We start from the raw sequence: 25,606 nt of genomic DNA, 5'->3' as shown, positions 1-25,606 counted from the left end.
CCTTCCATGCCGTCTCCGCCGCTAGAAGCCGCCGCTCGCCCCACCGCCGCCGCTCCCGCCGCCGCCGAACCCTCCGAATCCTCCGCCGCCGCGTCCACCGCCTCCGCCCCCTCCACCCCCGAAGCCGCCGAGCCCGCCCAGGCCGCCTCCGAAGCCGCCCCACGGGTCATACCAGTTGCGCCGGCGCCCGCTCCTCCAGTCTCCCCAGCGCCCGCTTGACCCGCGTGCGCGCGCGACCCAGCTCGTGAACAGAACGGGGAGGAGGATGGCGAACACCAGAAATAGAATCACCTGCGGCGGCGAAGATCCATCGTCCGAGCCCGCGGGGCCCCGGCCCCCACGCTCCAGCGTGACGCCGCGATCCTTGGCGATGATGTCGGCCACCGCCTCGGCGCCGCGTTCTAGCCCAGGTCCGAAGCGGTCGGCGTGGAGGTCGGGCCCCATCAGGAGGCGGATGATCGACCCGCATCGCCCGTCGGGCAGGATTCCCTCGAGCCCGTATCCGACCTCGATCTTGACACGCCGCTCGGCGAGAGCGAGCAGGATGAGGACGCCCTCGTCCTTCCCCTTCGCGCCGATCCCCCACTGCTTGAAGAGATCGACCGCGGCAGGCTCGATCGACTCCCCGCCCAGATCCTTGACCGTGACGACCGCGAGCTCGGCGCCGGTCTTCTCCCTGAGCTCGAGGGCCAGCGCCTCGATCGAATCGGCCGAGGCGGGATCGACGATCCCCGCGAAGTCGCTCAGGTACCCGCGCGGCTCGGGCCATGTCAGCGCCGCGGCGGGGCCCGCCGCCCCCGCGATGGCCGCCGCGAGGAGGAGCGCCGCGAGGCGGCTAGTTCGAACGATAGTTCGTGAACTGAAGATCAAGTCCGAAGTCCTGACCCTTCACCCGCTGGATGATCGCCTGGAGGTCGTCCCGGTTCTTTCCCGACACGCGCACCTGCGCTTCCTGGATCGCGGCCTGAACCCTGATTCCCGTCGACTTGATGAACTTCACGATCTCCTTGGCCTTCTCCGAGGGAATCCCCTTGCGGATGGTCACCACCTGGCGGATGGTCCCCTTCGCCGCCGGCTCGAGTTTCCCGTACTCCAGCGCCTTCAGGGAAACGCCGCGCTTCACGAGCTTGCCCGTCAGGATGTCGATGACCGCCTTGAGGCGCGACTCGTCGTCGGAGTGGAGCGTCAGCGTCTCCTTCTCGAGCGCGATGTCGCTCACGCTCCCCTTGAAGTCGAAGCGCTGCCGGATTTCTTTCATGGCCTGTTGTACCGCGTTCGACACTTCCATGAAATCGACGTCCGAGACGATGTCGAACGAGTTCTCACTCGCCATCCGGCTCATCCCTCCGCTTGCCGCCCGCGAAGAAGAAGGGGAAGCCAAGCGCTTGGCGCGCTCGCTTCCCCTCCGTACCTGCACGCTACTCTATGCGGACAGCCTCACACCCGACGGACTCGAAGTAGCGATGGCCCCGTAAGTCCGGGGGCCGAGGCGGTCGAATCCTAGTGGCCGCCCATGTGCGTCGAATCCATCGGCATCGCGGACGTATCGGGAGTGGTCGACTGCTGCATTCCCGTCTCCGTCCCCGCGCCTTCCGTCGCCGGCTGCTCCTTCTTGGCGCAACCGATGGCAAGCACGAGCGCTAGCGCGAACACGAACACAAGCGTGATGGTCAGAAGCTTCTTCACTTTGCTATCACCTCCCTTCGGATGAAACGACTATTCGGGATCGTCTTTATGGTTCCCCGGTCCCCACAGCCCCAAAAAGCGAAACACCACTGATGGCAGCGGTGCCGGGGCGAAGTGCATCCGATTTGTGGTGTAGAAAGCTCGTTCATGTCCGTCCGCCGCCGGGACCCCCCGCGGCAAGGAACGTGCGGCAGACTAAGGACTTCGCTGGGGCATGTCAAGAAGGAATTCCCCCTACAAAACGCAGAGGGCGTGCTCGAGGTCGGCCTGCAGGTCTTCGAGGTCCTCGATTCCAACGGAAATTCTTACAAGTCCATCGGTTAGGCCTACCTTTTCGCGCTCGATCTTGGGCACCGATGCGTGGGTCATCGAGGCGGGGTGGCTGATCAGGCTCTCGACCCCTCCGAGGCTCTCGGCGAGGGCGAAGATCTTGGTCCGCTGGAGCACCGCCGCCCCCCGTTCGATCGACCCCGTTTCGAAGGCGATCATCCCGCCGAACCCGGTCGCCTGCGATTTGTGGAGGGCGTGGCCGGGGTGGTCGGGCAGGCCGGGATAGAGGACCCGCGTGAGCTTGGGGTGCTTCGAGAGCCAGGCGGCGATCGCGCGGGCGTTCGATTCATGGCGATCCATGCGGACGCCCAGGGTCTTCACCCCGCGCAGCACCAGCCAGCAGTCGAACGGTCCGGGAACCGCGCCCACCGCGTTCTGGAGGAACTGAAGCCGCTCGCTCGCGGCGTCATCGTTCGAGATGACGATCCCGCCCACCATGTCGCTGTGCCCATTCAGGTACTTCGTCGTGCTGTGCACGACCAGGTGGGCGCCCAGCTCGAGCGGCCGCTGGAAGTAGGGGGTCATGAACGTGTTGTCGACCGCGAGGAGCGCGCCGCGCGCGCGGGCCAGCTTGGCCAGACCGCGCAGGTCGGAGACGATCATCGACGGGTTGGTGGGCGTCTCGACGAAGAGGAGGCGCGTGCTCGGGCGAAAGAGCGCCGCGGTCGCCTCGAGATTCGACGTGTCGACGTAGGAGAAATCGACGCCGAAGCCGCGCGTCACCTGCTCGAAGAGCCGGTACGTCCCTCCGTACATGTTGTTCGACGCCACGACGTGGTCGCCGCTCTTCAACAGATGGGTGATGGCCGAGGTCGCGGCCATCCCCGAGCCGAACGCGAACCCTCGGGTCCCGCGCTCCAGGACCGCCACGTTCTTCTCGAGCGCGATGCGGGTCGGGTTCTGGGTGCGCGCGTACTCGAAGCCCTTGTGCTTCCCGAGCCCCTCCTGGACGTAGGTCGAGGTCTGGTAGATCGGGGTGGTGATCGCCCCGGTCGTGGGGTCAGGCTCCTGGCCCGCGTGGATGGCCTCGGTCGAGAACCCCGCGCGCTTACGCGTTGATGTATTCAATGAGGTCGAACCGCGTGAGGATTCCGGAAGGCCGGCCGTTGTCGTCGACCGCGACCGCCGCGTTCCGCTCCGACAGGAGCTTCATGACGCGCGGAAGGCGCTCGTGGAGCGAGACGGTCGGAAGCGACTTCTCGATCAGGTATTCAAGCCGGGTCTCGGGGCTGGCCGTTCCGTCGATGACTTTCTGCAAGAGCGCCCCCTCCGTCACGGCGCCGACGACGACCGAATCCTTGAGCACCGGCAGCTGGGAGATGTTGAACTCGCGGATCAGGGCGAGCGCCCGCGAGGCGGGCTCGTCGTAGCCGACCGAGACCATGGCGGGAACATGGTTCCCCTTCGCGCGGAGGATCTCCCCCACCGTGATGGCGCTCGAGTCAAGGAGGTGATTGTCCCGCATCCACTCGTCGGAGTGGACCTTGCTCAGGTAGCGCTCGCCCGTATCGGGGATGAGCACCACGACGATCTGGTCTGGATTCGCGTTTCGCGCCGTCTGGAGCGCCGCGTAGAGCGCCGTGCCGGCCGAGCCGCCCGCCAGAATTCCCTCCTCGCGCGCGAGGCGGCGCGCCAGGTTCAGCGACTGGTTGTCGTTTACCGAGATGACCTCGTCGATCATCGAGAAATCGAGCGTCCCCGGGAAGAAATCCTCCCCGATCCCTTCGACTTTATACGGCTTCGGAGCGATGACCTTCTTCGTGTAGAAGTACTCCTTGAGGATCGATCCGATCGGATCGGCTCCGACGATCTTGATCTTTGGATTTTGCTGCTTCAGGAATCGAGCCGTGCCGCTGATCGTCCCGCCGGTGCCGAGCCCCGCCACGAAGTAGTCGATCTTCCCGCCTGTCTGGCGCCAGATCTCGGGCCCCGTCGAGCGGTAGTGGGCCTCGGGGTTGGTCGGGTTGAAATATTGGTTCGCGAGATACGCGCCGGGCGTCTCGCGGACGATCCGCTTCGCGACCTCGTAGTAGGAGTCGGGGGAGTCGGGCGGCACCGAGGTCGGCGCGATGACCACCTCGGCGCCGAACGCCTTCAGGAGGTTGATCTTCTCGCGGCTCACCTTGTCGGGCATCACGAGGACCGATCGATACCCCTTCACCGCGGCGACCATGGCCAGGCCGGTTCCCGTATTGCCGGACGTCGCCTCCACGATCGTGCCGCCGGGCTTGAGCAGGCCCTTCGCCTCCGCCTCGTCCACGATCGCCACCGCGATCCGGTCCTTGACCGAGCCGCCCGGGTTGAAGCCCTCGAGCTTGGCGAGCACGGTCGCGCGGGCGTCCTTCGCCACGCTCCGGAGCTTGACGAGCGGCGTGGACCCGATGGTGTGCAGGATCGAGTCGTAGATTTGCGGCTTCGCGGGCGCGGAAGCGCCCGTTCCCTGGGACATGCTTTCGGTCTGGCCTTTCACGGGTCGTCTCGGAAGTGGCGGAAGGAAACGGACGGGACCGCTGGTTAACGCTACGGTCGCCGCGCGGCCGAGGTCAAGCCTGGAATTCGGACGATCCCGGGCCTACGAGCGGAGCGACGCGGCTTTTAGAAGCTCCTCGACGTGCGTCAGGATCTCCGAGAAGTTGTACGGCTTGGTGACGAACCGGTTCGCGCCCATCTCGAGCGCCAACGCCTGGTCCCCTTCCTGCGTCCGGGCCGAGAGAATGATGATCGGGATCTGCTTGAAGCGCTCATCGAACTTGAGGAGGCGGCAGATCTTGTACCCGTCCAGCTTGGGAAGCATCAGGTCGAGGAGAATGATATCGGGCTTCACCTCGCGCGCCTTCTTCAATCCCTCCTGGCCGTCCGACGCGGATTCCACGACGTATCCGGCCGACTGGAGTCCGAACTGGAGAATTCGCACGAGATCCGGCTCATCATCGACAACCAGCACCCGACCGCGCGACTGACCCTGGCTCATTCGATTCACCCCCTTATAGAGCGCTAATGTGCGGCGTGATGAAAATCATCAGATCGACCTTGTCCTTCGTCACGCTCTTGTGCCGGAAAAGGTATCCGAGAAGCGGGATGTCGCCCAGGACCGGCACTTTTCGGACGATCTTCCGGTCCAGCGAGGAGATCAGGCCGCCGATCATGATCGTCTCGCCGCTCTTCATCACGATCTGGGTCGTGGCGGAGCGCGTCGACGTGACCGGCCGTTCGTTGAACTGGCCCCGGTACTCTAGGATTTCGCTCACCTCGGGGCTCACCGTGATCACCATGGTGCTGTCGCTCGCGAAGTGCGGCGTCACGACCAGGCGCACGCCGATCTTCTTCTCCTCGTATCCGCTGAGCAGGAGCGTCCCCGAAAGCTGGGAGTGCTCGTAGGTCGCGATCGGGACCACCTGTCCGACGATGATCTCCGCCTGCTGGTTGTCGAGCGTCGTGACCTGCGGCGCGGATACCAGGTTCGTGTTCGACTGTTCCTTCAAGATCTCCATCGCCACCGTGAATTCCTGAAACGAGAGCTTTCCGAATTTGAAATCGGACGGGGTGGAGTACGGGAAGGTCTGCCCGGGCGGAAACGCGGGCCCGCTTCCCCCGACCGGGGTATTCGGATTCGGCGTGCCGGTGAAGACACCGGACCCCTGATCTTTCGGGAACGGGAACGTGGTCGGGAGAGACGCGCCGGCCGCGCTCGCGCGGAGCTGCCAGTCGAAACCCAGCTTCTCATCGACGCCCAGAACCGACTCGACGAGCTTCGCCTCGATCGACACCTGCCTCGGCCGCACGTCCATCGCCTCGATCACCTTGGCCACGCGCTCCAGACGAGCGGGCGTGTCGGTCACGATCAGCGTGTTCGACATCGCGCCCTCCGTCGTGACCTCCTTCTCGGCCACGCCGGTGAACGGCTCGACGGTCCCGCGATCGCTCAGCATCTTGGAGACCGCCTGGGCCGCGGCCGTCGCGCTCAGATACCGAAGTGCGATGACGCGCGAGGCCAAGGCGGAGGGATTCACGAGCACGATCCGATCGCGAAGCACGTACTCGCAGCCGGTCGCCTGGGACACGTACTCGAGCGCCTGCTCCAGGGTCACCTGGTTCAAGTTCGCGGTCAGCGCCCCGCCCACGCCGTCTCCCATGACGACGCTGTAGCCGAACTGGCTCGCGATCAGGCGCAGGGCGTCCGACCCGCGGGCCCCTTTGAAATTGAACGTGGCGGTCGCGGCCGGCTCGCCCCTGGCTCCCCAGGGCGCTGCCACGAGACACGCGAGGATTCCGATCAGCACGACGAGCCGCTTCATGATCCGTCTCCTTGGATCGTCAGCGTCGTCACGCTACCGTTCTTCATCAGCATGACCGAGCGCTTCCCGATGCTCAGCACTTCGTAGGACCCCACGCGATCTCCCTCGCGGTAGATCTCGCCGTTGATCAGGGCGGTACGCCCCATCGCGCCCACCATGATTCCCTGCAGATAGATCGGCGCGCCGGCCGGCCCGGGCCTCGAGCCGAAACGCTTTCGCCCGGCCGGGATCTCGTCCCCCGCATCGAGGAACGCCCTCGAGAACGGATCGCGCCCCCAGCCCGCCGCGGCTTCCGCCGGGAGAGCGTCCCGGCTCCGCGTGGCCGGCGTGGCCACCGCCGGCGTGGGGCTCGTGGCCGCCGCCTTGGCGCGGGCCCGCGCGGCCTTCTGCTTCTCATCCATGGAGTGGATGCCGAGGAGGGTCAGCACGAGAATCGCGACCAAGCCATAGGTCCTCGCGCTGACCCGACCGTTCCGTCCGCTTCGAATCCAGTCCATCTCGGTTCCTCAGGGTGTTCCATAGAGCCAGATCGCTACGTCCGACACGAGGTCGGGATAGTTCGCTGCCTCGTACTGCACTCCGACCGACCGGACGACCACGAGCTGATCCATCGACTCGATCTCCTTCAGGTATTCGCCCAGGTCGCGGTACGAAGCCCACAGACGAAACCGGAGCTCGGCTTTCCGGTACGTCACCGGAATCCCCGACGCGTCCGCGACCACCTCGTCGAGCGGCGTTCCCGCCGGTTGGATCAGCTCCGTCCGGACGTTGTGCCTTTTCGCGATCTCCGCGAGCGACCGCAGGAAGCTCGAGACCATCTCGCCCGCCGGCAGCGCGTGGCGCGACCGGAAGGTGAGAAAATCCTCGCCCGGGTGCTCCCGCGCCCAGGTTTCCATCTCCTGGATGCCGCGCTGGAGATCGGTAAGCTGCGTGGCGATCCGGATCCGATCCGATTCGAGAGCCTTCAGCTCCCGAAGTCTAGGCTCCACGTAAACGGCCCGCGCCACTCCGATCGAGCCCAACAAGGCGACCACGATCAGGCCGTGCCCGATCAGGGGCTGCCGCTTGAGACGGATCGCCATCCCGCTCCTCTACTCCGCCAGCACGGCCGTGAGCGTGAAGCTGCTCAGGGACGGCGAGATGGCCTGACACCCCTCCAGCTGGACCTGCTCCACGACCCGCGACTGCGCCAGCACCTGCATCAGCTCTCCCAGCCCCTTCTCGGGGCGCTCCGCCCCGGTCTGGAGGAGGCCGGTCAGCCTGAGCCGCCTGCGAGGCGGCTCGGTCCCCTGCGGCGCGTTGTTCGCCGCGGGCACCGGGTCCACCACCTCGATCGCGGTGAGGCGGGCGTTCGGTCCAATCCGGTGACTCAGATCCCGGAGAACGTAGGACCAGAGAACCTGTCCCCCCGAGAGCCGCGCCAGCAGATCTTGAAGCCGCGTCGCTTCCTCGCGCGCCGCGCGAAACCGCCTCAGCGCGTCGGTCCGCGGCTCCAGCGAGATCAGGACCGACTGGAGCCGGCCCACCTCCTGGCGCTCCCGCATGACCGAGACCTGGGCCGGGAGCGACACCGAGAGAAGGAGCATCGCCGCCACCCCGATCGCGATTCGCTGCGGGATCGCCTCGGCGATCCGGTACGACACCCCCGTCGACGCGGGCTCCAGGAAATTGAGCGATCCGCGTCCCAGCATGCAGAGGCCGACCGCCAGCTCCGAGACCCGGCCGCCCACGTTCGACCCGGAGGCCGGGCGCGGGGACAGAGCAAGCGCTTCCTGGGACAGATCGGCCCATTCGACCGGTAACTCGAGGATTCCGCTCAAATAGGCCGGGAGGTTCCGGACCTGGGAAGCCTCCCCGTGGACCACCACCCGTGTCACCGCCTCGCCCAGGAACTGCTCATTGCAGTAATCAAACGAGTTCAGAAGCTCCCGGACGAGCCGCTCGAGGACCGGTCGGAGCATGACCGAGACGGCCGAGAGCGGAATCGGTCCGGCCGCGCCGGACTCTTCCTCCCCGTAGGGAATCCCCGAGGTCCGCTTGAGCTGCTCCGCCTCCTGGGCGGTGAGCTCGATCGTCCCCTGCCCCGGCACGACGATGGAGCGGAGCGCTTCGGTCAGGGTGGCGCCGCCGATCTCGAAATCCCGGGTGAAGCGGATCTCGTCCCCGCGGAGGACGATGATCTGGCTCTGCCGCTCGCCCAGCTCGAGGTAGGCCGTAACCTCGTCGGATTCCGTCCGCTTGATCGAGCGGAGGAGTGCCCGGAGGCCAACCGGCCGGACCGTGAGCGCCACGGGGTCGAGCCCCGCTTCCGTCATCGCGTCGCGCGTTTCCTCGATGGCGCTCCGGTGCGCCACCGCCACGAGAAGCTGGAGCCCTCCGCCGGCCGCGGCTCCTGTCCGTCCGATGACCTCGTAGCGGATCTCCGCGTCCTCGATCGGGAAGGAGACGTGCTTCCGGCATTCGAGCGCGAGCGCGGGAAGGATCTCCGACTTCTTCAGCAGCGGCAGGGAGACCCGGCGGACGTGGATCTCGCTTCCTTGGAGCGTCGCGGCCGCTTGCTTCCCCCTGAGACCGAGCTTCTGCACCACGTCCCGAAGCCCCGCCTGGTGCCCGAAGCGCTGCCCCGCCGACTTGGCGTCCGAGGCGCGGATCGGCCGATCGGCGGCATCGAAGCGCACGACGCGCTTCCCCGATCGGACGAGATGCGCCACGTGGACGGAGGTCGGGCCGAGCTCCACGCCGACCAGATCGGGCCAGGGCCCCGCCAAGAGCTGGTCCGAGCGCGCGCTGACCGCCGACCAGCCCGGGACGGCCGGCAGCTTTATGCGCGCGATGCTTCGCAGCAGCTCCTCGATTCGGGTTTTTCCCACGGCGCCCCCTTAGCTCCTCGTTTCGACCCAGGCCACGACGGCGATGAGCCCCGTGACCTTTCGCACTCGGTTATTGCTCCGGTCCCCGATGTAGTACGCGCCGGTCGCCGAGACGGTGACCCCACGCGGTGAGTTGAGCCTCGCGGCGGTCGCGGGGCCGCCGTCGCCGGTGCCTCCCGCGGTGCCGGTCCCGGCGATCGTCGTGATCACGCCTGAGGCGGCCGTGACGCGCCGGATGCGGTTGTTGCCGGTGTCGGCGATGAAGAGATCTCCCGCCGAGTTGAGGCTGACCGCCTCAGGGGCGTTGAGTCGGGCCGATGTGGCGGCGCCCCCGTCTCCCAGGAAGCCGGCGGTGCCGGTCCCGGCATAGGTCGAGATGTTCAGGGTCGCGGCCGAGACCTTCCGGATGGCGTTATTCCCCGTGTCCGCGATGTAGAGATCTCCGTTGGCCGCGAGCGTGACGCCTTCCGGGGCGGTCAGGCGCGCTGCGGTCGCGGCCGCGCCGTCGCCCTGGTACCCGGCCGTTCCGTTCCCGGCGAAGGTCGTGATGATGCCGGTCGCGGCGGTGACCTTTCGGATCTTGTCGTTTGAGGTATCGCTGAGATAGACGTCTCCGTTCGCCGCGACGACGACCCCTGCCGGAGAGTGGAGCTTCGCGGAGGTCGCGGGGCCGCCGTCGCCACTCGAGCCGGACGGGCCGCTCCCAGCCACGGTCGTGATGACGCCGGTCGCGGCCGAGACCTTCCGCACCGCGTGGTTCCCGGTGTCCGCGATGTAGAGGTCCCCATTCGCCGCCACGAAAACGTCCTCCGGGCTCTTGAGCTTGGCCGCGGTCGCCTGCCCGCCGTCGCCCGAGTATCCGGAGGCTCCCGTTCCGGCGACGGTCGTGATGACGCCAGTGAGGACGTTCACCTTCCGGATGACGTGGTTCCCGGTGTCCGCGATGTAGAGATCCCCGTTCGCCGCTACCTCAAGCCCCTGCGGATCGCGCAAGAGCCCCGCTGTGGCCGCTGCGTTGTCCCCCGCGTACCCCTGCGTCCCCGTGCCGGCGTACGCGGTGATCATCCCGGGGGAAACGTGCACCTGGATCTGTCGCGCGGCCCCGCCCACGACCCCGTTCGAGATGATCCGTTTCTGCCCGGACGCGAGGGGCGCGCCGTTCTCGTCCAACGTGTCGGGAGGCGCGATCCAGAAGGAGCCGGCGCCCACCGTCTTTCCCGGCGACGCGAGCCCGGTCCAGGCCCCGTTCGCCGAGATCTTGACGACCGCGTATTCGATCCCGGCGTGCGCGGCATAGAGCGCCTGGTTCGACTGCACCTGGTTCGTGCCCAGGTCGGAGTCCTCGACCACGAGCGTCACCAGGGCCATCCCCAGCACCATCAGGACCAGGATCGTCGAGACGGCGAGGACGATGGAAAATCCGGCGTCGGCCCTTGGCGTGGCCTCCGCGTCCCGAACAAGGTCGACGGCCCGCGCGCTCACAGGCTCCTCACGTAGGCGGCCCCCACCGTTTCGACGGTGTGGCCGGCCTTCGCCAGGCGGAGATAGGTCGTGATACGCCAGATGTCGGTCGTGGAAGGCGAGACGACGGGCGTCGCGGTGGTCCCGTTCGTCTTCCAGTAGGCGAACGCGAGCGAGTCGACCCCCGCGGCGAGGACGCGGGCCGTGCCGTTCTTGGTGTAGACCAGGTCGGCGCCCTTGACCCCGCTCCAGGAGATGCTGATCGTGGCCGCGTCCCGGTCCACGAACGTGAAGGTGGTGGCCGTCGCCGCGTTGATGCTCACGTTGTCGCGCACGCGCCGGAACTCCCTCGTCATCCGCTCCTGAGCGTAGCGCGCTTCTTGCAGCTTCTCCTTCTCGACGTCCACCCATTCGTACGAGCGGACCGCCTCGATGAACATCTTCGAGAAGACGAGCGCCGCGACGGAGACGAGGACGATCACGATGACCAGCTCGATCATCGTGAACCCGCGTGATCGCCGCGCCGCGGCGGGCGTCAATAGGTCGTGAACCATGTGCTCACCGTGACCGGCGCGATGTTGGGACAGCTCACCGTCACGCTCACCGTCCGGAACGTGACGCCGTCGTAGGTGGAGTCCGGTGCGATCGAGACGGAGCGGTTGTAGTTCGAGAACGCGGGCACCGGGCTCTCGGCCGGGTAGTTCGCCGCGACGAGGTACGCGAAACCTCGCATCGGCGAGTTCTTGTCCGCCGCGATCTCCTCCATCTTCGCTTGGGCCAGCTGCGCCGCGACGGTCGCGTTCCTGGCGTCGCCGGAGCGGATCGACGCGTTGGCGAAGAGCATGCTGAGCGGCAGCACCGCCACGCCGGCGATGACGATGATCAGCACCACCTCGATGAGCGTGAAGCCGGGAGCGGGAGGCCGAGAAGCTCCGCGCCGCCTCATCGGATGATCACCTTCCCGGTGCCGGGCGTGACGTCGATCGTGTCCGCGCCGCCTTGGTAGTCGAGGATCACCCGCCCCGTCACCGCGAGCTCGACCCCGGCGGTGTCGCGGGGCACGCCGAAGTAGTCGAAGCTCACGCCGCGCGACGTCCCGAACGCGGCGGACGTGATCGTGACGCCCTTGAATTCGCCGGTGGCGAGGAAGTCGACCCGCAGCGGGCGCGCGCGATTGGCCGGATCCGTCACGGGGGTCCCGGTGGTCGGGGAGTAGACCGTGTAGCGCGCCGCCCCAGGCTCGAAGAGGACGCCGTGCACGGCGCGCTTTCCGATCGACTGGTTCTGCGCGTAGCGAAGGTCGGCCGCGACGCGGCGCGCCGCCGCGTCGAGCTTGATGTCGTTGAAGGGGGTCAAGAACTTGGGATAGGCTACCCACGCGGTGATACCGATGATGGTCATCACCACGATCAGCTCGAAGAGGGTGAACCCCTCGGGCGCCCTCATCCGGCCCGCCCTCTCCAGCTCTTCGCCCGCGCCTCGTCCCCGGCGAGCGCCCAGGCGCGTGCCGCGTCCGACGCGCGCGACGGGACCGGCATCATGCGATAGGCCCGCTCGAAGCAGAGGGCCGCGTCCCGGTGGCGGCCGGCAACGGAGAGGAAGACCGCGAGCCTGCCTACCGGCTCGGGATCGGTCGGGGCCACCTTCCTCGCCGCGAGCAGCTCCGAGAGCGCGGTCTCGGGCTTTCCGATCGCGGCGGCGGCGGTCGCCAGATTCAGCCTCGCGCCGACGTTGTCGAACCCCACGGCGGCCGCGTCCACGAACCACGGGTACGCCTCCTCCAGTCGCCCTCGATTCCAGAGTGAGCGCGCCGCGACGTCCGAATAGCTGACCGCGAGCTTCCGGGTGACGTAGTCGTACCTCCGAGCACCGCCGGGAAGGAGCGAGGAGCTCTTGGGCCAATCCGCGGGCGGCGTCCATGGGGCGAGCGCGCGGGCGTCGTCGCTGGCGAGCGTGGGCGGTCCCGGCCGAACGCGGCGCGGAGGGACCGCGCGATGGACCAGCCCCGCGGGAATGAACCTCACGCCCGCGGCCTCGAGATCGAGGGGCGGCGTCGCGTAGTAGACGGGGCGACCCGAGTCCCGGAGCCGCTCGAGATCGACGCGATGGGCGATTTCGACCCACCTGCCGCGCGGCACGCCGCGGAGGTGGTACGGGTCCCCGAAGATGTACCCGCGGCGATGGACCAGCTCCACGTCCGTCCGGAAGTGGGCATGCCGCGTCGTGTAGGCCGCCAGGAACGTCTCGTTGTCCCCGTCGAGGACGAGCGTCGATCCCTTGGGAAGGTCTCGAAGGAGGTCCCGCCCGTAGCGCTCCGCCAGGCGGAATCCGCGCCGGTCGCAGTCGCGATAATGGAGCGCCGCGGTGACGAGCGCGCAAGCGGCGATGGCCGCGATCGCCGCCGGCCGCCACGCAGGGCGGCCGACCCGAAGCAGCGAATCCGCGCCGAGCCCGGCGATCAGGCAGAGCGCGGCCGCGACCGGCGCGAGGAACGGCTCCACCTGCGCGAAGTGCTCCGCGTCCGGCGCGAACGCGACGACGATCGCGAGCGCGGCGGGCACCGTGAGCGCCGAGACGAGCACGAGCTTCAGCCCGCCCTCGGCGCGGCGGAGGGAGTTGAGGCCGGCCGCGGCGAGGAGCGCGCCCGGCAAGCCCACCGCGGCAGCCACCCGTGCCGCCATCCCCGCGAGGTCGGACACGAGGAGGTCGGCGCGAAGCGGGTTTTGCTGGAGCGGACCGTAGTTTCGCCGGAGCAGGTGATCGAGCGCCGTCGATAGACCCGCCTCGTGGCCCCACGAGAACGGCGGCGCCGAGCCGGCGCGGACGGGAATCACGAGCAGGACGCTGAATCCGAGCGCGGCCCAGGCGGCGTGACGCGCCAGGCGGTCAAGCCGCGGCTCGCGGGCCCAGACCCAAGCGCCCATCGCGGCGGCCGGGAAGAGCAGGGTCTGGTGCACGATCAGGGCGAGGCCGGCGGCGAAGAAGTAGAGGGCTTCGATTCGCGGAGCGGCCGCGTCTCCGGACCGGGCACGCAGCGCGAGGAGAGCCAGGAGGACGAAGAAGAGCGTCGCGAGCGGGTAGACTTCCGCCTCGACCGCCGAATGCCAGACGATCGTGCAGGCGGCGAAGAGGGTCGTCGCGAGCGCGGCCGGGAGCCTGGGAAGCTTGACGCGCGTCGCGAGGAGGTAGAACAGGCCCACGGCCGCCGCCGAGAGGAGCGCGGAGAGGGCATTCACCCTCCACGCCACGTCCCCGATCGGGACGGAAGCCATGAGCCGTGCCAGAAGCACCCAGAGGGGGTACCCCGGAGGGTGAGCGATGCCGAGCGAGTCGGCTGCGAGGACAAGCTCCCCGCTGTCGCCCGCGCCGACCGTCGGCGCGAGCGTCCCCCCATAAATTATTGCCGCGATCGCCGCGGCGGCGAGGCTTTCTGTCCCCGCGCGGGTCCAGCGCATGAGTGCGGCCCGGTGATCCGGGCGCGTCCCCCAATGGTTAGGTGAGGCGGCGCCGCGGAGCGCCGCCGAATTGCCTTGTTTCGCCGGGACCCGCTCAGTACGACGAGTAGGCGTTCAGATTCGCCTTCACGATGCCCGTCGCCTGCGTGTACAGCCAGCCGCCCGCGTTGTTCACGCCCGCCGTCGTCTTGACGGCGTTGGACGGTGTCACCGGCTCCTTCGGAACGTTGCCGTCGGCGAAGATCGTCCCGTCCAGCGTCGGAAACGCGGCAGCACCGAGGAGCGCGTTCCGTGCGTACTGGATTGCGATTGCGGAGCGCATCGAGCCCAGCTGTCCACGGATCGTGGCCACGCGGGCCTGCTCGCGCATGTCCTCGTACTTGGGAATGGCAACCGCGGCGAGAATTCCCAGGATCACGATGACGATCACAAGCTCGATCAGCGTGAACCCGGATTCGGACTTCCTTCCATGCAGATCCATAACGTCGAACCTCCAAGAAAATTTTTATAGCCGGCCCCGCCCCCGGGGGCCGCTCTACCGACCGGGGCTTCTTGACTCCAAGCAAATCGGCTTCGGGAGGGCCTTTCTTGAATGCAAAATCCGGCGCCGCCTAGTGGCGGAACGCGTTCATCAGGTTCCAGAGGGGGAGGAAGACGGCGAGCGCGGTGAAGAGGACCGCCACGCCGAGCACGAGGAGAAGGACCGGCTCGATCGCGGTGGAGAGATTCTTGATCGTGTAATCGACGTCCTGATCGTAATATCGGGCCACCCGGAGGAGCATCTTGTCGATCGATCCGGTCTCCTCCCCCACCGCGAGCATGCGGGTGACCAGAGGGGGGAAGATCTTGCTTCCCCGGAGCGGCTCCGCCAGCCCCTCGCCGGCCATCAACCCCTCCTTCATCCGGTCGATCTCCTCTTCCATGGCGCGGTTGTCGAGGGAGCCCCGCGCGATCTCGAGGCCCTGGACGATCGGGATCCCGCCCGCGACGAGCGCGGCGAGCACCCGTGCGAAACGCGAGACGATCGACTTGAGGAAGATCGGGCCGAAGATCGGCATCGTCAGAATGAAGCGGTCGATGCGGCGCCGCGCGTCCTCGGTCCGGTACCAGAAGACCCAGGCCACGACCAGGCCCCCGATCATGGCGAGGCAGAGGTACCAGTACCGGTCGACGAAGTCGCTCGTGCCGATCAGGACGCGCGTCGGGAGCGGGAGCTCGGTGTTCAGGTTGCGGAAGAGCGACGCGAATCGCGGCAGCACGAATTTGACCAGGACCCCGAACGCGAGCACCAGCTCGCACACGATGAGCACGGGATAGAACGTGGCCGAGCGGATCCGCTGCTCCGTCTCCTCCGCGTACTCGAGGAGCGACGCGATGCGGTCCAGCATCGACGTGATCAACCCTCCCTCTTCGCCGGCGTGCACGAGGTTGGCGTAGAGGTTCGGAAAGCACCAGGGATGGCGCCGCATGGAGTCCGTCAGCGTTCCGCCCTGCTCGACGTCAGCGCGCACCCGGTCGATCGCGAGCCGAAGCTCGGGGTGGGCGGTCTGCTCGTGGAGCGTCTCGAGCGCGGAGAGGAGGGGCAGGCCCGCTTCAAGCATCGTCTCGAGCTGGCGCGTGAAGAGAATCAGGTCGCGTGTCGCCACCCGCTTGCGAAAGAGGGGGAACGGCCTGGATTCGCCGGCGCCCGTCTGCGAATCCATCCGGACGGGCGTCAGACCCATGGTGCGGACCAGCTCGACGGCCCGGTCCAGGTCCGGCGCCTCGACGAGGCCGTGCTGCGCGAGACCCGCGGGGCTCACTGCGCGGTAGCGGAACGAAGGCATCGTCTACGAGGGGTACGTGACGGAGGATGAGCCTGGATCCAGCGACACGGCATCCGGGTTGGTCACGCGGAGCGCCTCCTCCAGCGTGGTCGCGCCCTGGGCCGCCTTCTGGATCGCGTCATCCCGCAGCGATCCCATGCCGGAGGCTCGGACCGCGCGGGCGAGATCCTCGGCCGACGCGCGGGAGGAGATCAGGTCCCGAACCTTGTCGTTCACCTCGAGCACCTCGAAGATTCCGACGCGTCCGCGGTACCCGGTCCCGGAGCAGGCCGAGCACCCCGCTCCGTGCATGAACTTCCCTTCGCCGCGCGCGATGCCCAGCTCGGCGAGGAGCTCGGCGGGGGGCTTGATCGGCTTCTTGCACTTGTCGCAGACGCGGCGGACGAGCCGCTGCGCCAGCACGCCGACCATCGCCGAAGAGAGAAGGAACGGCTCGATCTTCATGTCGATCAGGCGAGGGATCGCGCCCGAGGCGTCGTTGGTGTGGAGGGTCGAGAGCACGAGGTGCCCCGTCAGGGCCGAGCGCACCGCGATCTCGGCGGTGTCGCCGTCGCGGATCTCGCCTACCAGGATCACGTCCGGGTCCTGACGCAGGAGCGCCCGAAGGCCGCGCGCGAAGGTGAGCCCCACGTCGGGGTCGACCTGCGTCTGGCGGATCGAGCCCAGGTGGTATTCGACCGGATCCTCGAGCGTCACGATGTTCCGCTCCACGGTGTTGATCCGCTGAATGCAGGAGTAGAGGGTCGTGGTCTTCCCGCTCCCCGTCGGGCCCGTCACGAGGACGATCCCGTTCGGGCGCTCGATCATGCGGGCCACGACCGCGAGCGGCTGGGGCGAGAGGCCCAGCTCCTCCAAGCCGACCAGCGCGATCGAGCGGTCGAGAATCCTCATCACGACGTTCTCCCCGTGGATCGTCGGGAACGTGGAGACGCGGACATCGAGGTCGCGCCCGAGCAGGTTCATCCGGATCCGGCCGTCCTGGGGGAGCCGCCGCTCGGAGATGTCGAGGGTCGCCATGACCTTCACCCGCGAGACGACCGAGGCGTAGATCGTCTTGGTCTGGACCGACACCTCGCGAAGGACCCCGTCCACGCGGTAGCGGATTCGGAAGCTCGCCTCGTCGGGCTCGATGTGCAGATCGGAGGCGCCCTCCCGGAGCGCCTGCTGGACGATCGTGTTCACGAACCGGATGATCGGCCCGTCCTCTTCGGGGCGGGCGCTCGCGATATCCGCCACGGCCTGCTTCAGCCCGTGCTCTCTCGCGAGCTGGTCCAGCCCGCCCGTGGCCGGATGGTGGCGCTCCACCGCCTCGCGGATCTGGGCGCCCGAGGAGACCACGACGTCCACCTGGAGCCCGGTGCTCTGCTTCACCTCGTCCAGGGCGACGAAGTCGAGCGGGTCCGCCATGGCCACGGTGATCGTGTTCCCGATCTTGAAGAGGGGGACCACGTGGTACTGCCGCGCGACGCGTTCGGGCACGAGGCGCACGACGTCGGGCTCGAGGGCGTAGGTCGTCAAGTCCATGACCGGAATCCCGAGCTGGTCCTCGTAGTAGTCGAGGATCGCGCGCTCCGAGACCAGCTCCAGCTTGAGGAGGATGTCCCGCAGGGCGGCGCCGGTGCGACGCTGCTCTTCCAAGGCGCGCGCGAGCCCCTCCGCGGAGAGATGGCCCTGCTCCACGAGACACTGCCCGAGCGGCTTTCGTCCCCCTGGGGCCATGCGGTCCCCCCTACCCTGTGACGGGATCGACGCGAGCGGACTGATCCGAATTACCCCTTCCGGTATCGGCAGGCGCGGCTGCGATCTGGAGGGACGGTTCTGAGGGGACGGACGCGGGCGCTGCGGCTTAGGCGGGGGCGGAGCCTCTAGCGGATCGGTCCCGGGGACCCGGCCCCCGGAGGAGCGGATTCCTCGGGCGACTGTGTCACTTCGGGCACGGCGTCGGCCCCTAGGTCGATGAGCTCCAACTCGGTCTTCGTGATGACCGGTGCCGTGTCGGCGCCCGAGCTGTCCGGGCGTGACCGCCCCATCCAAGCCGGGGGCGGCTGGCGTCGGAACACGGCGCCGCCCGGCTCCCCACCGGACGCGGCCGTGCTGTCCCGCGTGGGCGCGGGCGCCCGCTCCATCGTGACCTGGAACAGCGAGCGGGCGAAGCCGGTGATCGGGACCGCCGAGTTCCGCCAATACTTCTGGGTCAGAATGGGGTGCATGATGTACGCGCTGTCGCTGGGATCCGGCCAGCTGTCCGAGCCGACACGCCGCGTCCTCTCGACAACGGTCGGAACGACGCGGCGCCCGATCCGAAGCGTATCCGGGCCCAGGCTCTCGGTCATGGGCGGCACGGAGGAGTCGTACTCGAAGAGCTCCAACGTGCCGACATCGCTTCCCGCCCTGGCCTCGGCGCCGCCGCCCACCGGGTATTCGTAGAGCTTTCCGCCCGACGTGAGCACCTGGTAGCGGACGAGGCGGACCCTCGGCGGCATCGGGGGCGGAAACGAATCCGGCGGGAGATCGGCCATTTCTCCCGGCCGGTTCTTGTAATCGTCGGCCGTATTGATGATCGTGAAGAAGCCCCTCTCGATCCGCTTGCCGGAAGACAACCCTTCGGTCTTGAGCTCCACCCAGAAGCCGTCCTTGCCGCGGTATTTCTCCCGACCAACGATCGCGACGCGCTGCGTGTAGTCGCGGGGGGTCAGGGCGCGGGACTGGGTTCGGACGCGATAGGTGACCCAGGGGCCGACGACCGAGGTCGTCGGGAACTGGAGGCTCTGGATCTGGAGCGCTTGGGAGCGTCCCGTGGAAGGAACCGCGACGAGCAGGGCGACCGCGAGGAATGCGAGACGGCCGGGGCGCACCCTACTTCCAGTGAACGATCTTGGCCACCATCTCTTCATATTGGAAATTCGGGCTCTGCGAGGCGGTGTGGCAGGTGATGCATACATCGGGGCCGACGATCGCTCCGTGCTCCGGGTGGCGGCTCCCCATGCCGTGACAGTTCTCGCACTGCACGTTGACGAGCTCCGGGGTTCCCTGCCTCGAGACGAAGCCGCCCAGCTGCCCCATGCCCACGACGTGGCACGGGAGACATTCCGGCGTCGAGTCGCGCTGATTGTCGATCAGGGTCTGGAACGCGTGCGCGTGCTTCTGGCTCGTGTACATCTGGTATTCCACCTCGTGGCACCGGCGGCAGGTGGCCTCGCCCAGATAGCGGTCGCCCGACACCTGCGCCAGGGTCCTCTGCTGCGCCTGGTCCGCCGTGGCCTTGTTCGCGGCGTTGAAGCGCTCGTTCAGCTTGTCGCTGAATTCGTCGACCGCGTGGTTCATCGCGTCATCCGCCGGTACCTTGTCGTCGAGGACGACCACGTCGCCGTCGAACGAGGAAACCTTGCCGTCCTGCACGACCATGTGGAGCTGCGGGATGTACTGGCCGCGCTCCCCGCCCCTCAAGGTCACGACCTCCTGCGTCTTCACGATCTGCCGGAAGAGCCCTGCCTGATGGCCGAAGACCATGACGTCGATGCCCGGCACGTCGAGCGCCAGCTTTTGCGCGTCGGTGAGCCCCAGGTGCGAGAGGACCACGACGATGTCCGCCTTGCCGCGGAGCTCCGGGATCAGCTTCTTCGCCGTCTCGAACGGATCGAGGATCTCGACGCCCCGCTCGCTCGGGAGCTGGCGGATGCGCATGTCCTTCCCGATCAGACCGGTGAAGGCGATGCGGGTCGAGCAGACCCTGCGGATGACGTACGGCTTCACGAACGGCTTCTTGGTGTCGGCGTAGACGATGTTCGCGGAGACGACGTCGATCTTCGTCTTCTTGAAGCAGTCGAGGAGGAATGCCTGGCCGAAGTTGAACTCGCGCTCGCCCAGGGTCACCACGTCATAGCCGAGGACGTCCATGGCGTGGACCATATAGCCGCTCTTCAGGGAGTCCTGCTCCCCGCCGACGCCGAAATAGTCCCCGGCGTCCACGGCGAATCCCGTGGGGAACTTCAGCCTGCCTACTTTGAGTTGGCTCGCCCTCCGGGCGAGCCCGCCAAGCGGGTGCGCGTGTCAGCCACAGGGAGCCAGCTCTGCGTTCGCATCCGTCGTGCTCTGGATGAGGATGTCGCAAGGCGGCGTTTTGCCCTGGAGCACGGGCGCAGCCATAAGTCCAAGTAGAACAAGGAGAAGGAGCAGGTAGCGAAGCCGTTGCAGTTCCAATCACCTCCTCGCCGATTCGGTTCTAAACAAAGCAGTCGAGGCAATATACCCCGCACCTCGACGCCGGTTCAACGATCCCGGTAAAAGGGAAGGGGCGGGAGTCAAAGCCCGCCCCTTCTCGAAGACCGTATGGGGGGTTCCTACTTGCGGACGCGATCCTTGAGCGCCTTGCCGGCGTGGAACGCCGGGAAACGGGACGCCGCGATCTTGATCCGTTCGCCTGTCTGCGGATTGCGACCTTCGCGCGCCTTCCGTTTGCGTGTCTCGAACGTGCCGAATCCCGTGATCTGAACTTTCTTTCCCGAGATCAGCGCGGACGCGATGAGGCCTTCCTTCCCCGGCGAGAAGAGTGTGTCGATGATGTTGCGCGCTTCACGTGCGGAGAGGGAAGTTTTCTTGGCGATGGTGGCGATGAGTTCCGTCTTATTCATTTCGATTCACCTCCTTTCCCTGGAATGAGGCGTCACGTTACGCCGCGACCAAGGGGGGTGTCAAATGGATTTCGCATGAGGACGCGGGGTTTTCTAGTAGAGGTCCGAGACGCCACCGAAGCCGCGCAGCCCCTTCGAACCTCTTTCGTAGTAGACCTCCGGGAGACTCTTGACGTTGATCTTGAAGTAGTAATCGTCGCTGACGGTACCCGAGATGCTCCGCGTGAACTGCATCTCCCAGCAGTGGAGCTCGCGCTTGACGCTGAAAAACTGCGAGACCATTTGTCCCTGCTTCACGTCGAACTGCCACTGGTAGTCGAAGCGCCAGTTCTTGGAAAGATTGATCCCGGCCGTGCCGTTCAGGCTCGCGCTCGATCCCCACGTTAAGTACCCGCCTCCCGCCCTGCGCGCGCGGGAGCCGCTATAGGAGATCGAGGCCGCGACGACCCACGGGAGCGACGTGGACGAGAGGCCCTGCGGCGAGAGCGGCGTCGGCGCCCGTATCGCATCCGCGCCCGGCTCGTCGGAAAATTCATCCGCTGCCTCGGCATACTTGCTCTGCCCCTGGAACGAGATTCCGGTCGAGGCGCTGAACTGGAGCAGCCGGCGGTCGTAGGGGTTGTGGACGAAGTTGAAATCGAAATCGCTGCGCCGGATCGGGTGCAGGCGCAGGCTTGTGGAGAGGTCGGAGAGCGGCTTGGCTCCGACATTCTTCGCGAGGAGGTTGTAGCTCCCCCTCGTGTTGAGCTGTATGAGGTTGTTCAGAACCGTGGGATGGGTCGGATCCCCCCACTTGGCGTGGAAATCGTTCGAGAGCCCGAAATCGACCCGCTTCGCCTCCCCGCCGAAGAGATTGATCCCGCTCACGCCGTCGAAGCGCTGCCGCAGCACCCCGGCCGAATCGCGGAAGAGGAGGCTATTGTTCTTCGGTTGGTAGCCGAGGGAGACGGAGGGCGTGATGACGTGCCGGACCGCGCGGAGCGGTCCGATCGACGTGCGAAACGTCCCGTAGATGGCGGTGTTGACGCCCACCCCCGCGCTCCAGACCCCGCCAAGCTGATTTCGCGCCCCGGACTGATCGCGGCTGTAGTAGACGCCGCTGTACGAGAATCGAGGCCCCACGTGGAGGAATCCGAGCAGCGTGCGCACGTCGGCGAGCCCGAAGTCGTACCGTGTCGCGCCGCGGGCGTCGAGCGAGTCCACCTTGGAGCTGTCCACGGTGGTCCCGAGCGTGTCGTACCGGGTGAAGGTCTCGTACTGCTTCCGCTCGTAGAGTCCCGTGGTGCTGAAGCTGTAGGTCGTGCTCGCGAGCAGGGGGAGGTGCGCCGGCTCCTGTCCCCGAGCAAGATGCCCGATGGGACGGGAATTGATCCGGTACGTCAACGAGGGGAGCTGCTGCTGGATCTTGAGTCCGCCGGGCCCGGCGTCGAGATCCTGGGTCTGGAGTAGCCCCGCATTGATGGAGCCGCCGCTCCAGCCTTTCTGGAGCGAGAGATTCGAGCGGAGGTTCCGCTGGATGCGGGTCAGGACGTTGTTGCCCAGATTGGGATCCCGTTGAAATGTGCTGGAGTTCGTCAGGTTGGCCTGGGCGGTCAGGGCGAAGTTCGTGCCGAGCGTCTGGTAGTGGGTGCCGATGAGGTCCCAGCGATTCGTCCCCTTCTCGGTGAATTGGTTCTCGTACGACGAGTTGATCTGCCCCTGGTACCCGTAGCGCTTGTGGTAGCGGTACTGGCCGTGCGTCACCCAGCTCGACCCCTGGTAGTAGTCGAACCAGCCCGTGGCGTCCATGTAGTCGTTGATCGCCCAGTAGTAGCCCATGTTCCGGACGAATTTCCCCCCCCTGCTTGACGACCCGAACTCCACCTGTGGAAGCTGGAACCCCGAATGGCGTCCCGGCTTGATCGGAAAGACGTAGAACGGGAGCGCGAGCACCGGGATCCGCTTGATGTAGAAGACGACCGGGCGCGCGATCACCTTGTCTTGGAGATAGACCTTCATCTTGTGGGCCTGGAAGTGGTAGTGCGTTTCCTCCAGATCGCACGTCGAGTAGGTGCCGTTCACGACGTCGAGCACGTTCTCGGAGACCTTGCGCACGCGCTCCCCGTAGATGAATCCGCGGTCGTACGTGGTCCGCCCCTCGTAGACGGTCCCCTGGCGCGAGTTCAGGTCGTAGGTCATCGTGTCGCCGGTGATCCGGTCCTTCCCGTCGACCAGAACCGGGTCCCCTTCCGCTCTCATCTTGTTGGTTTTCGAGTCGAACGCGATCTTGTTCGCGGTCAAGTGCATCTCCTTGTAGACCACGTCCGCCGAGCTCAGGACGTCGACGCTTCCCTTCTTCACGTCGTAATCGATCTCGGTCCCGCTGTATCGAACGACCTCGCGCGACGCGGCCTGGCTCGTATCGCCCTCGGCCGCGAGGTAGTAGAGCCCATGGCTCCGGCCAAGGACGACCGCGCGAGCAGGGCGGCCCTTCTCGAAGAAGACGTGGATCGTGTCCCCCTCCGATACGTTCCGGCCGCCTTCGACGCTGTCGGCGGCGCTGGGCCAGTACTGGCTCTTCGCGCTGCCGACGATGACCGCCTCCTTCGCCTCCTCGCCGTCGAAGAAAACGGTGATCGTGTCGCCGTTGGCGATGTTCCTCTCCCCGCGGCCTGAGTCCGGCTTCGCCTCGTATTCGACGATCGCGTTGGATCGCAGGTGGAGGGACTCCAGGCGGTGCTCGGAAAAGCCGATCTCGATCGTGTCGGCGCGCGCCGCGCCCTCGGCATCCCAGGCCTTGGGATTCCCGACCAGGATGGCGCGGCGATCGGTCTGGTCGAACTCCGCCCGCTCGGAGGTCGCCCGTAGATCCTGCCGGTGGATGCGCACGTCGCCGATCGCATAGACGCGCCGCTTCGCGGTGTCGAACTCGAGGGTCGTGCCGCGGACCTCGGTCTTCTTCCCGTCCCGCTCCTCGAGCTCCAAGACCGGCTCGTTCTCGGCCCAGGCGTAGTCCTTTCGCCGGTCGTATCGGACCCGTTCGGCGCGGACGCGCGTGCTCTCGGCCCGATCGTACGCGTCCACGTTCCCGATCGCGGTGACGATGTCATTGTTCCGGTCGTATTCGATGCGGTCGGCCGTCACGACCCGGGTGGAGTCCTCGAGCCTCGCGTCGCCGGTGATCACCGAGCGATTCTCGGCCCGGTAGAAGCGCGCCTCGCGCCCCGTGATCTTCGCCCCCGACTCCTCGATCCGGACGTCTCCCCGCAGGGTCGCGAGGCGCGTCTTCCGCTCATACGACGCCTCGTTTCCCCACATTCGCGTCCCGCCGTCCACGATCCTCACGTTCCCGCGAAACAGAACCATCTCGCGGATCCGATAGATCAGCGCGGAGTCGCCTGTGACGGTGGTGGTGCCGTGGACGACCTTCGCGCGCCTCGCCGTATAGACGTTCTCCCCCGCGGCGGCGGATCCCTCGAGCCGGTCGGCGCTCAGGTGGTAGGGCTCGCGGTCGCTCCGCTCGACCGACGTGGTGTCGGGCGGCGCGGCTGCGCCTCGGGGTGGAAAGGCAAAGGTGGCGGCGGCGCAGAGCGCGGCCGCGAGGAGGAAGCTAGATCGCACGCGGGACTTCGCGATCGAGGATCGGGAGCGCCTCGCCGACGAGGAAGAAGGAGCCGGTGACGAGGACCGCGCCGTTTCGCGATCGGGCCCACGACTTCGCGCGCGAGATCGCTTCGCGAACGTCCGGCACGGCCTCGCAATCGAGGTGGCGCGCGGGCGCCGCGTGAAGGAGATCGACCGCGGGCGTGGCGCGCTCGCCCGCGAACTGGGTGAGGAAGAATCGCCCCGCGACCCGCCCCAGCGCCTTCAAGATCTTGTCGTGCGCCTTGTCGCGCGAAAAGGCCGCCACGACGGCGATCGGCCGGCCGGGAAGCAGAGCGGCGACGGTCACTCCAAGCGCGATCGCGCCCTCGACGTTGTGGGCCACGTCCACGAGTATCGGCGGATCCCCCTCGATCCATTCGACCCGAGCCGGCCACCGCGTGTCGACGATCCCCGCCTCGATCGCGCGCGCGATTTCACCGCCGGGCCGCCCCGACAGGACCGTCTCGGCCGCGAGGGCCGCCAGGGCGGCGTTCCGCGCCTGGTGCGCGCCGTGGAGCGGGATCGTCACGGCCCCCGAGAACGAGGATGTCTTGAGGTGAAACTCGGTTCCGTCCTCCCCGACGCGGAGCACGCGAAACCGGGCCTCGCGCCCGAGGAGCTCGACCGTCGCGCCGCGGGCGGTCGCGATCTCGAGGATGGCGTTTCTCGCCTCGCCCGGCCTGACCCCGAGCACGAGCCGCCCTCCCTCCTTCACGATGCCCGCCTTCTCGATCGCGATCCGGCGCAGCGTGTGACCCAGGATCTCGGCGTGATCGCTCGAGATCGTCGTGATGACGGAGACCATGGGCTCGAGCACGTTGGTCGCGTCGAGGCGTCCGCCCAGCCCGACCTCGACGACCGCGGCGTCGAGGCTCGACGCGGCGAAGTGGTCGAATCCGATCGCGGTGGCGGCCTCGAAGAAGGAGGGATGCTCCTCCTCGAAGCGGGGCCACCAGCGCGTCAGGAGATCATCCAGCTCCGCGTCCGAGATCTCACGGCCGTCGACCCGGATCCGCTCGTTGAACCGGACCAGGTGCGGGGAGGTGTAGAGTCCGGTCCGAAGGCCCGCGGCGCGGAGGATCGATGCGAGGGTCGCGGCGGTCGATCCCTTCCCGTTTGTGCCCGCGATCAGGACCGATGGGAACGCGCGATCCGGACGCCCCGCCTTTTCGAGCAGGCGCTCGATCCCGGTCAGGCCCGGGCGCATGCCGCTCCGCTCGAAGCGGTACAGGTCCTCGAGGCGCCCGCGAAGCGAGACGCCTTCCGTAAAGCTCATTCCTCGACGCGGACTTCTCGGCCGGGGGAGCGGGCGGGGGGCTTCGCGGGGGTCTTTGCCGCGGGTGTGGGCGCGGCGGCGGGCGCGGGCGTCTTTGCCGCGGGCGCGGGCGTCTTTGCCGCGGGCGCGGGCGCTGGCGCGGCGGCGGCGGG

The 25,606-nt window shown here is 67.4% G+C and carries 23 protein-coding genes; all 23 read right to left on the bottom strand.

What is annotated here, in order from left to right; all coding sequences use genetic code 11:
* Window positions 1-21 precede the first annotated feature (21 nt).
* The 23 genes from E6K79_03935 to E6K79_03825 all read right to left on the bottom strand — a co-directional run bounded on the left by E6K79_03935 (window position 22) and on the right by E6K79_03825 (window position 25,454).
* Window positions 22-870, bottom strand: a complete 849-nt coding sequence (locus E6K79_03935; GenBank protein TMQ66017.1) for a TPM domain-containing protein — start codon at window positions 868-870, stop codon at window positions 22-24.
* Window positions 836-1,333: a YajQ family cyclic di-GMP-binding protein gene (locus E6K79_03930; protein ID TMQ66016.1), complete on the bottom strand. Its 498-nt coding sequence runs from the start codon at window positions 1,331-1,333 to the stop codon at window positions 836-838. The genes E6K79_03935 and E6K79_03930 overlap by 35 nt, the downstream gene beginning before the upstream one ends.
* Before the next feature lie 167 nt (window positions 1,334-1,500).
* Window positions 1,501-1,686 (bottom strand): hypothetical protein, encoded by a 186-nt coding sequence (locus tag E6K79_03925; GenBank protein TMQ66015.1) that lies wholly within the window; start codon window positions 1,684-1,686, stop codon window positions 1,501-1,503.
* 234 nt (window positions 1,687-1,920) lie between these two features.
* Window positions 1,921-3,084, bottom strand: coding sequence for a PLP-dependent transferase (locus E6K79_03920; protein TMQ66014.1), 1,164 nt, complete (start codon window positions 3,082-3,084; stop codon window positions 1,921-1,923).
* On the bottom strand, window positions 3,065-4,465 hold the full coding sequence (locus E6K79_03915; protein TMQ66092.1) for a cystathionine beta-synthase: 1,401 nt from the start codon (window positions 4,463-4,465) through the stop codon (window positions 3,065-3,067). The genes E6K79_03920 and E6K79_03915 overlap by 20 nt, the downstream gene beginning before the upstream one ends.
* Before the next feature lie 123 nt (window positions 4,466-4,588).
* The gene (locus E6K79_03910; GenBank protein TMQ66013.1) at window positions 4,589-4,987 is read right to left on the bottom strand and encodes a response regulator; all 399 of its coding nucleotides are present in this window, start codon (window positions 4,985-4,987) and stop codon (window positions 4,589-4,591) included.
* Window positions 4,988-5,000: 13 nt separating this feature from the next.
* The gene (locus tag E6K79_03905; GenBank protein ID TMQ66012.1) at window positions 5,001-6,311 is read right to left on the bottom strand and encodes a hypothetical protein; all 1,311 of its coding nucleotides are present in this window, start codon (window positions 6,309-6,311) and stop codon (window positions 5,001-5,003) included.
* Window positions 6,308-6,808: a hypothetical protein gene (locus E6K79_03900; protein TMQ66011.1), complete on the bottom strand. Its 501-nt coding sequence runs from the start codon at window positions 6,806-6,808 to the stop codon at window positions 6,308-6,310. The genes E6K79_03905 and E6K79_03900 overlap by 4 nt, the downstream gene beginning before the upstream one ends.
* 9 nt (window positions 6,809-6,817) lie before the next feature.
* Window positions 6,818-7,393 (bottom strand): hypothetical protein, encoded by a 576-nt coding sequence (locus tag E6K79_03895; protein TMQ66010.1) that lies wholly within the window; start codon window positions 7,391-7,393, stop codon window positions 6,818-6,820.
* 9 nt (window positions 7,394-7,402) lie between these two features.
* Window positions 7,403-9,181, bottom strand: coding sequence for a hypothetical protein (locus E6K79_03890; GenBank protein TMQ66009.1), 1,779 nt, complete (start codon window positions 9,179-9,181; stop codon window positions 7,403-7,405).
* Window positions 9,182-9,190: 9 nt separating this feature from the next.
* Window positions 9,191-11,053, bottom strand: a complete 1,863-nt coding sequence (locus tag E6K79_03885; protein TMQ66008.1) for a hypothetical protein — start codon at window positions 11,051-11,053, stop codon at window positions 9,191-9,193.
* A complete protein-coding gene (locus E6K79_03880) occupies window positions 10,660-11,196 on the bottom strand; it encodes a prepilin-type N-terminal cleavage/methylation domain-containing protein (GenBank protein ID TMQ66007.1) in 537 nt (178 codons plus the stop codon). The genes E6K79_03885 and E6K79_03880 overlap by 394 nt, the downstream gene beginning before the upstream one ends.
* Window positions 11,178-11,588 (bottom strand): hypothetical protein, encoded by a 411-nt coding sequence (locus E6K79_03875; GenBank protein TMQ66006.1) that lies wholly within the window; start codon window positions 11,586-11,588, stop codon window positions 11,178-11,180. The genes E6K79_03880 and E6K79_03875 overlap by 19 nt, the downstream gene beginning before the upstream one ends.
* Entirely contained in the window at window positions 11,585-12,562 is a 978-nt protein-coding gene (locus E6K79_03870; protein ID TMQ66091.1) for a prepilin-type N-terminal cleavage/methylation domain-containing protein, read from the bottom strand. Before E6K79_03870 ends, E6K79_03875 begins: the two co-directional genes overlap by 4 nt.
* Window positions 12,085-14,097: a DUF2723 domain-containing protein gene (locus E6K79_03865; protein TMQ66005.1), complete on the bottom strand. Its 2,013-nt coding sequence runs from the start codon at window positions 14,095-14,097 to the stop codon at window positions 12,085-12,087. Before E6K79_03865 ends, E6K79_03870 begins: the two co-directional genes overlap by 478 nt.
* 94 nt (window positions 14,098-14,191) lie before the next feature.
* Window positions 14,192-14,578 (bottom strand): prepilin-type N-terminal cleavage/methylation domain-containing protein, encoded by a 387-nt coding sequence (locus E6K79_03860; GenBank protein ID TMQ66004.1) that lies wholly within the window; start codon window positions 14,576-14,578, stop codon window positions 14,192-14,194.
* A gap of 130 nt (window positions 14,579-14,708) precedes the next feature.
* Window positions 14,709-15,923 (bottom strand): type II secretion system F family protein, encoded by a 1,215-nt coding sequence (locus E6K79_03855; protein ID TMQ66003.1) that lies wholly within the window; start codon window positions 15,921-15,923, stop codon window positions 14,709-14,711.
* A 3-nt stretch (window positions 15,924-15,926) separates the two neighbouring features.
* Window positions 15,927-17,642 carry a type II secretion system protein GspE gene (locus E6K79_03850; protein ID TMQ66002.1) on the bottom strand — a complete coding sequence of 572 codons (1,716 nt, stop codon included), beginning with the start codon at window positions 17,640-17,642 and terminating at the stop codon, window positions 15,927-15,929.
* A gap of 146 nt (window positions 17,643-17,788) precedes the next feature.
* Window positions 17,789-18,778: a hypothetical protein gene (locus E6K79_03845; GenBank protein TMQ66001.1), complete on the bottom strand. Its 990-nt coding sequence runs from the start codon at window positions 18,776-18,778 to the stop codon at window positions 17,789-17,791.
* A gap of 1 nt (window position 18,779) precedes the next feature.
* Window positions 18,780-19,892 carry a hypothetical protein gene (locus tag E6K79_03840; GenBank protein ID TMQ66000.1) on the bottom strand — a complete coding sequence of 371 codons (1,113 nt, stop codon included), beginning with the start codon at window positions 19,890-19,892 and terminating at the stop codon, window positions 18,780-18,782.
* 371 nt (window positions 19,893-20,263) lie between these two features.
* Complete coding sequence (locus E6K79_03835) at window positions 20,264-20,554, bottom strand: HU family DNA-binding protein (GenBank protein TMQ65999.1); 291 nt, start codon at window positions 20,552-20,554, stop codon at window positions 20,264-20,266.
* A gap of 93 nt (window positions 20,555-20,647) precedes the next feature.
* The gene (locus E6K79_03830) at window positions 20,648-24,154 is read right to left on the bottom strand and encodes a hypothetical protein (GenBank protein TMQ65998.1); all 3,507 of its coding nucleotides are present in this window, start codon (window positions 24,152-24,154) and stop codon (window positions 20,648-20,650) included.
* Entirely contained in the window at window positions 24,144-25,454 is a 1,311-nt protein-coding gene (locus E6K79_03825; GenBank protein TMQ65997.1) for a bifunctional folylpolyglutamate synthase/dihydrofolate synthase, read from the bottom strand. Before E6K79_03825 ends, E6K79_03830 begins: the two co-directional genes overlap by 11 nt.
* Between the last annotated feature and the right edge of the window lie 152 nt (window positions 25,455-25,606).

The organism is Candidatus Eisenbacteria bacterium, from assembly GCA_005893305.1.
Taxonomy (GTDB): Bacteria; Eisenbacteria; RBG-16-71-46; order SZUA-252; family SZUA-252; genus WS-9.
Note: the sequence above shows the minus strand (reverse complement) of the source record. Positions and strands in the feature narration are given on the sequence as shown.

Bases quoted from the DNA above. Each gene is read 5' to 3' on its own strand.
- E6K79_03930 (TMQ66016.1), bottom strand. From the start codon at position 1,333: ATGGCGAGTGAGAACTCGTTCGACATCGTCTCGGACGTCGATTTCATG.
- E6K79_03915 (TMQ66092.1), bottom strand. From the start codon at position 4,465: ATGTCCCAGGGAACGGGCGCTTCCGCGCCCGCGAAGCCGCAAATCTAC.
- E6K79_03910 (TMQ66013.1), bottom strand. From the start codon at position 4,987: ATGAGCCAGGGTCAGTCGCGCGGTCGGGTGCTGGTTGTCGATGATGAG.
- E6K79_03905 (TMQ66012.1), bottom strand. From the start codon at position 6,311: ATGAAGCGGCTCGTCGTGCTGATCGGAATCCTCGCGTGTCTCGTGGCA.
- E6K79_03900 (TMQ66011.1), bottom strand. From the start codon at position 6,808: ATGGACTGGATTCGAAGCGGACGGAACGGTCGGGTCAGCGCGAGGACC.
- E6K79_03895 (TMQ66010.1), bottom strand. From the start codon at position 7,393: ATGGCGATCCGTCTCAAGCGGCAGCCCCTGATCGGGCACGGCCTGATC.
- E6K79_03885 (TMQ66008.1), bottom strand. From the start codon at position 11,053: ATGGGTGGACGTCGAGAAGGAGAAGCTGCAAGAAGCGCGCTACGCTCA.
- E6K79_03880 (TMQ66007.1), bottom strand. From the start codon at position 11,196: ATGGTTCACGACCTATTGACGCCCGCCGCGGCGCGGCGATCACGCGGG.
- E6K79_03875 (TMQ66006.1), bottom strand. From the start codon at position 11,588: ATGAGGCGGCGCGGAGCTTCTCGGCCTCCCGCTCCCGGCTTCACGCTC.
- E6K79_03870 (TMQ66091.1), bottom strand. From the start codon at position 12,562: ATGGACGCCGCCCGCGGATTGGCCCAAGAGCTCCTCGCTCCTTCCCGG.
- E6K79_03865 (TMQ66005.1), bottom strand. From the start codon at position 14,097: ATGCGCTGGACCCGCGCGGGGACAGAAAGCCTCGCCGCCGCGGCGATC.
- E6K79_03860 (TMQ66004.1), bottom strand. From the start codon at position 14,578: ATGGATCTGCATGGAAGGAAGTCCGAATCCGGGTTCACGCTGATCGAG.
- E6K79_03855 (TMQ66003.1), bottom strand. From the start codon at position 15,923: ATGCCTTCGTTCCGCTACCGCGCAGTGAGCCCCGCGGGTCTCGCGCAG.
- E6K79_03850 (TMQ66002.1), bottom strand. From the start codon at position 17,642: ATGGCCCCAGGGGGACGAAAGCCGCTCGGGCAGTGTCTCGTGGAGCAG.
- E6K79_03835 (TMQ65999.1), bottom strand. From the start codon at position 20,554: ATGAATAAGACGGAACTCATCGCCACCATCGCCAAGAAAACTTCCCTC.
- E6K79_03825 (TMQ65997.1), bottom strand. From the start codon at position 25,454: ATGAGCTTTACGGAAGGCGTCTCGCTTCGCGGGCGCCTCGAGGACCTG.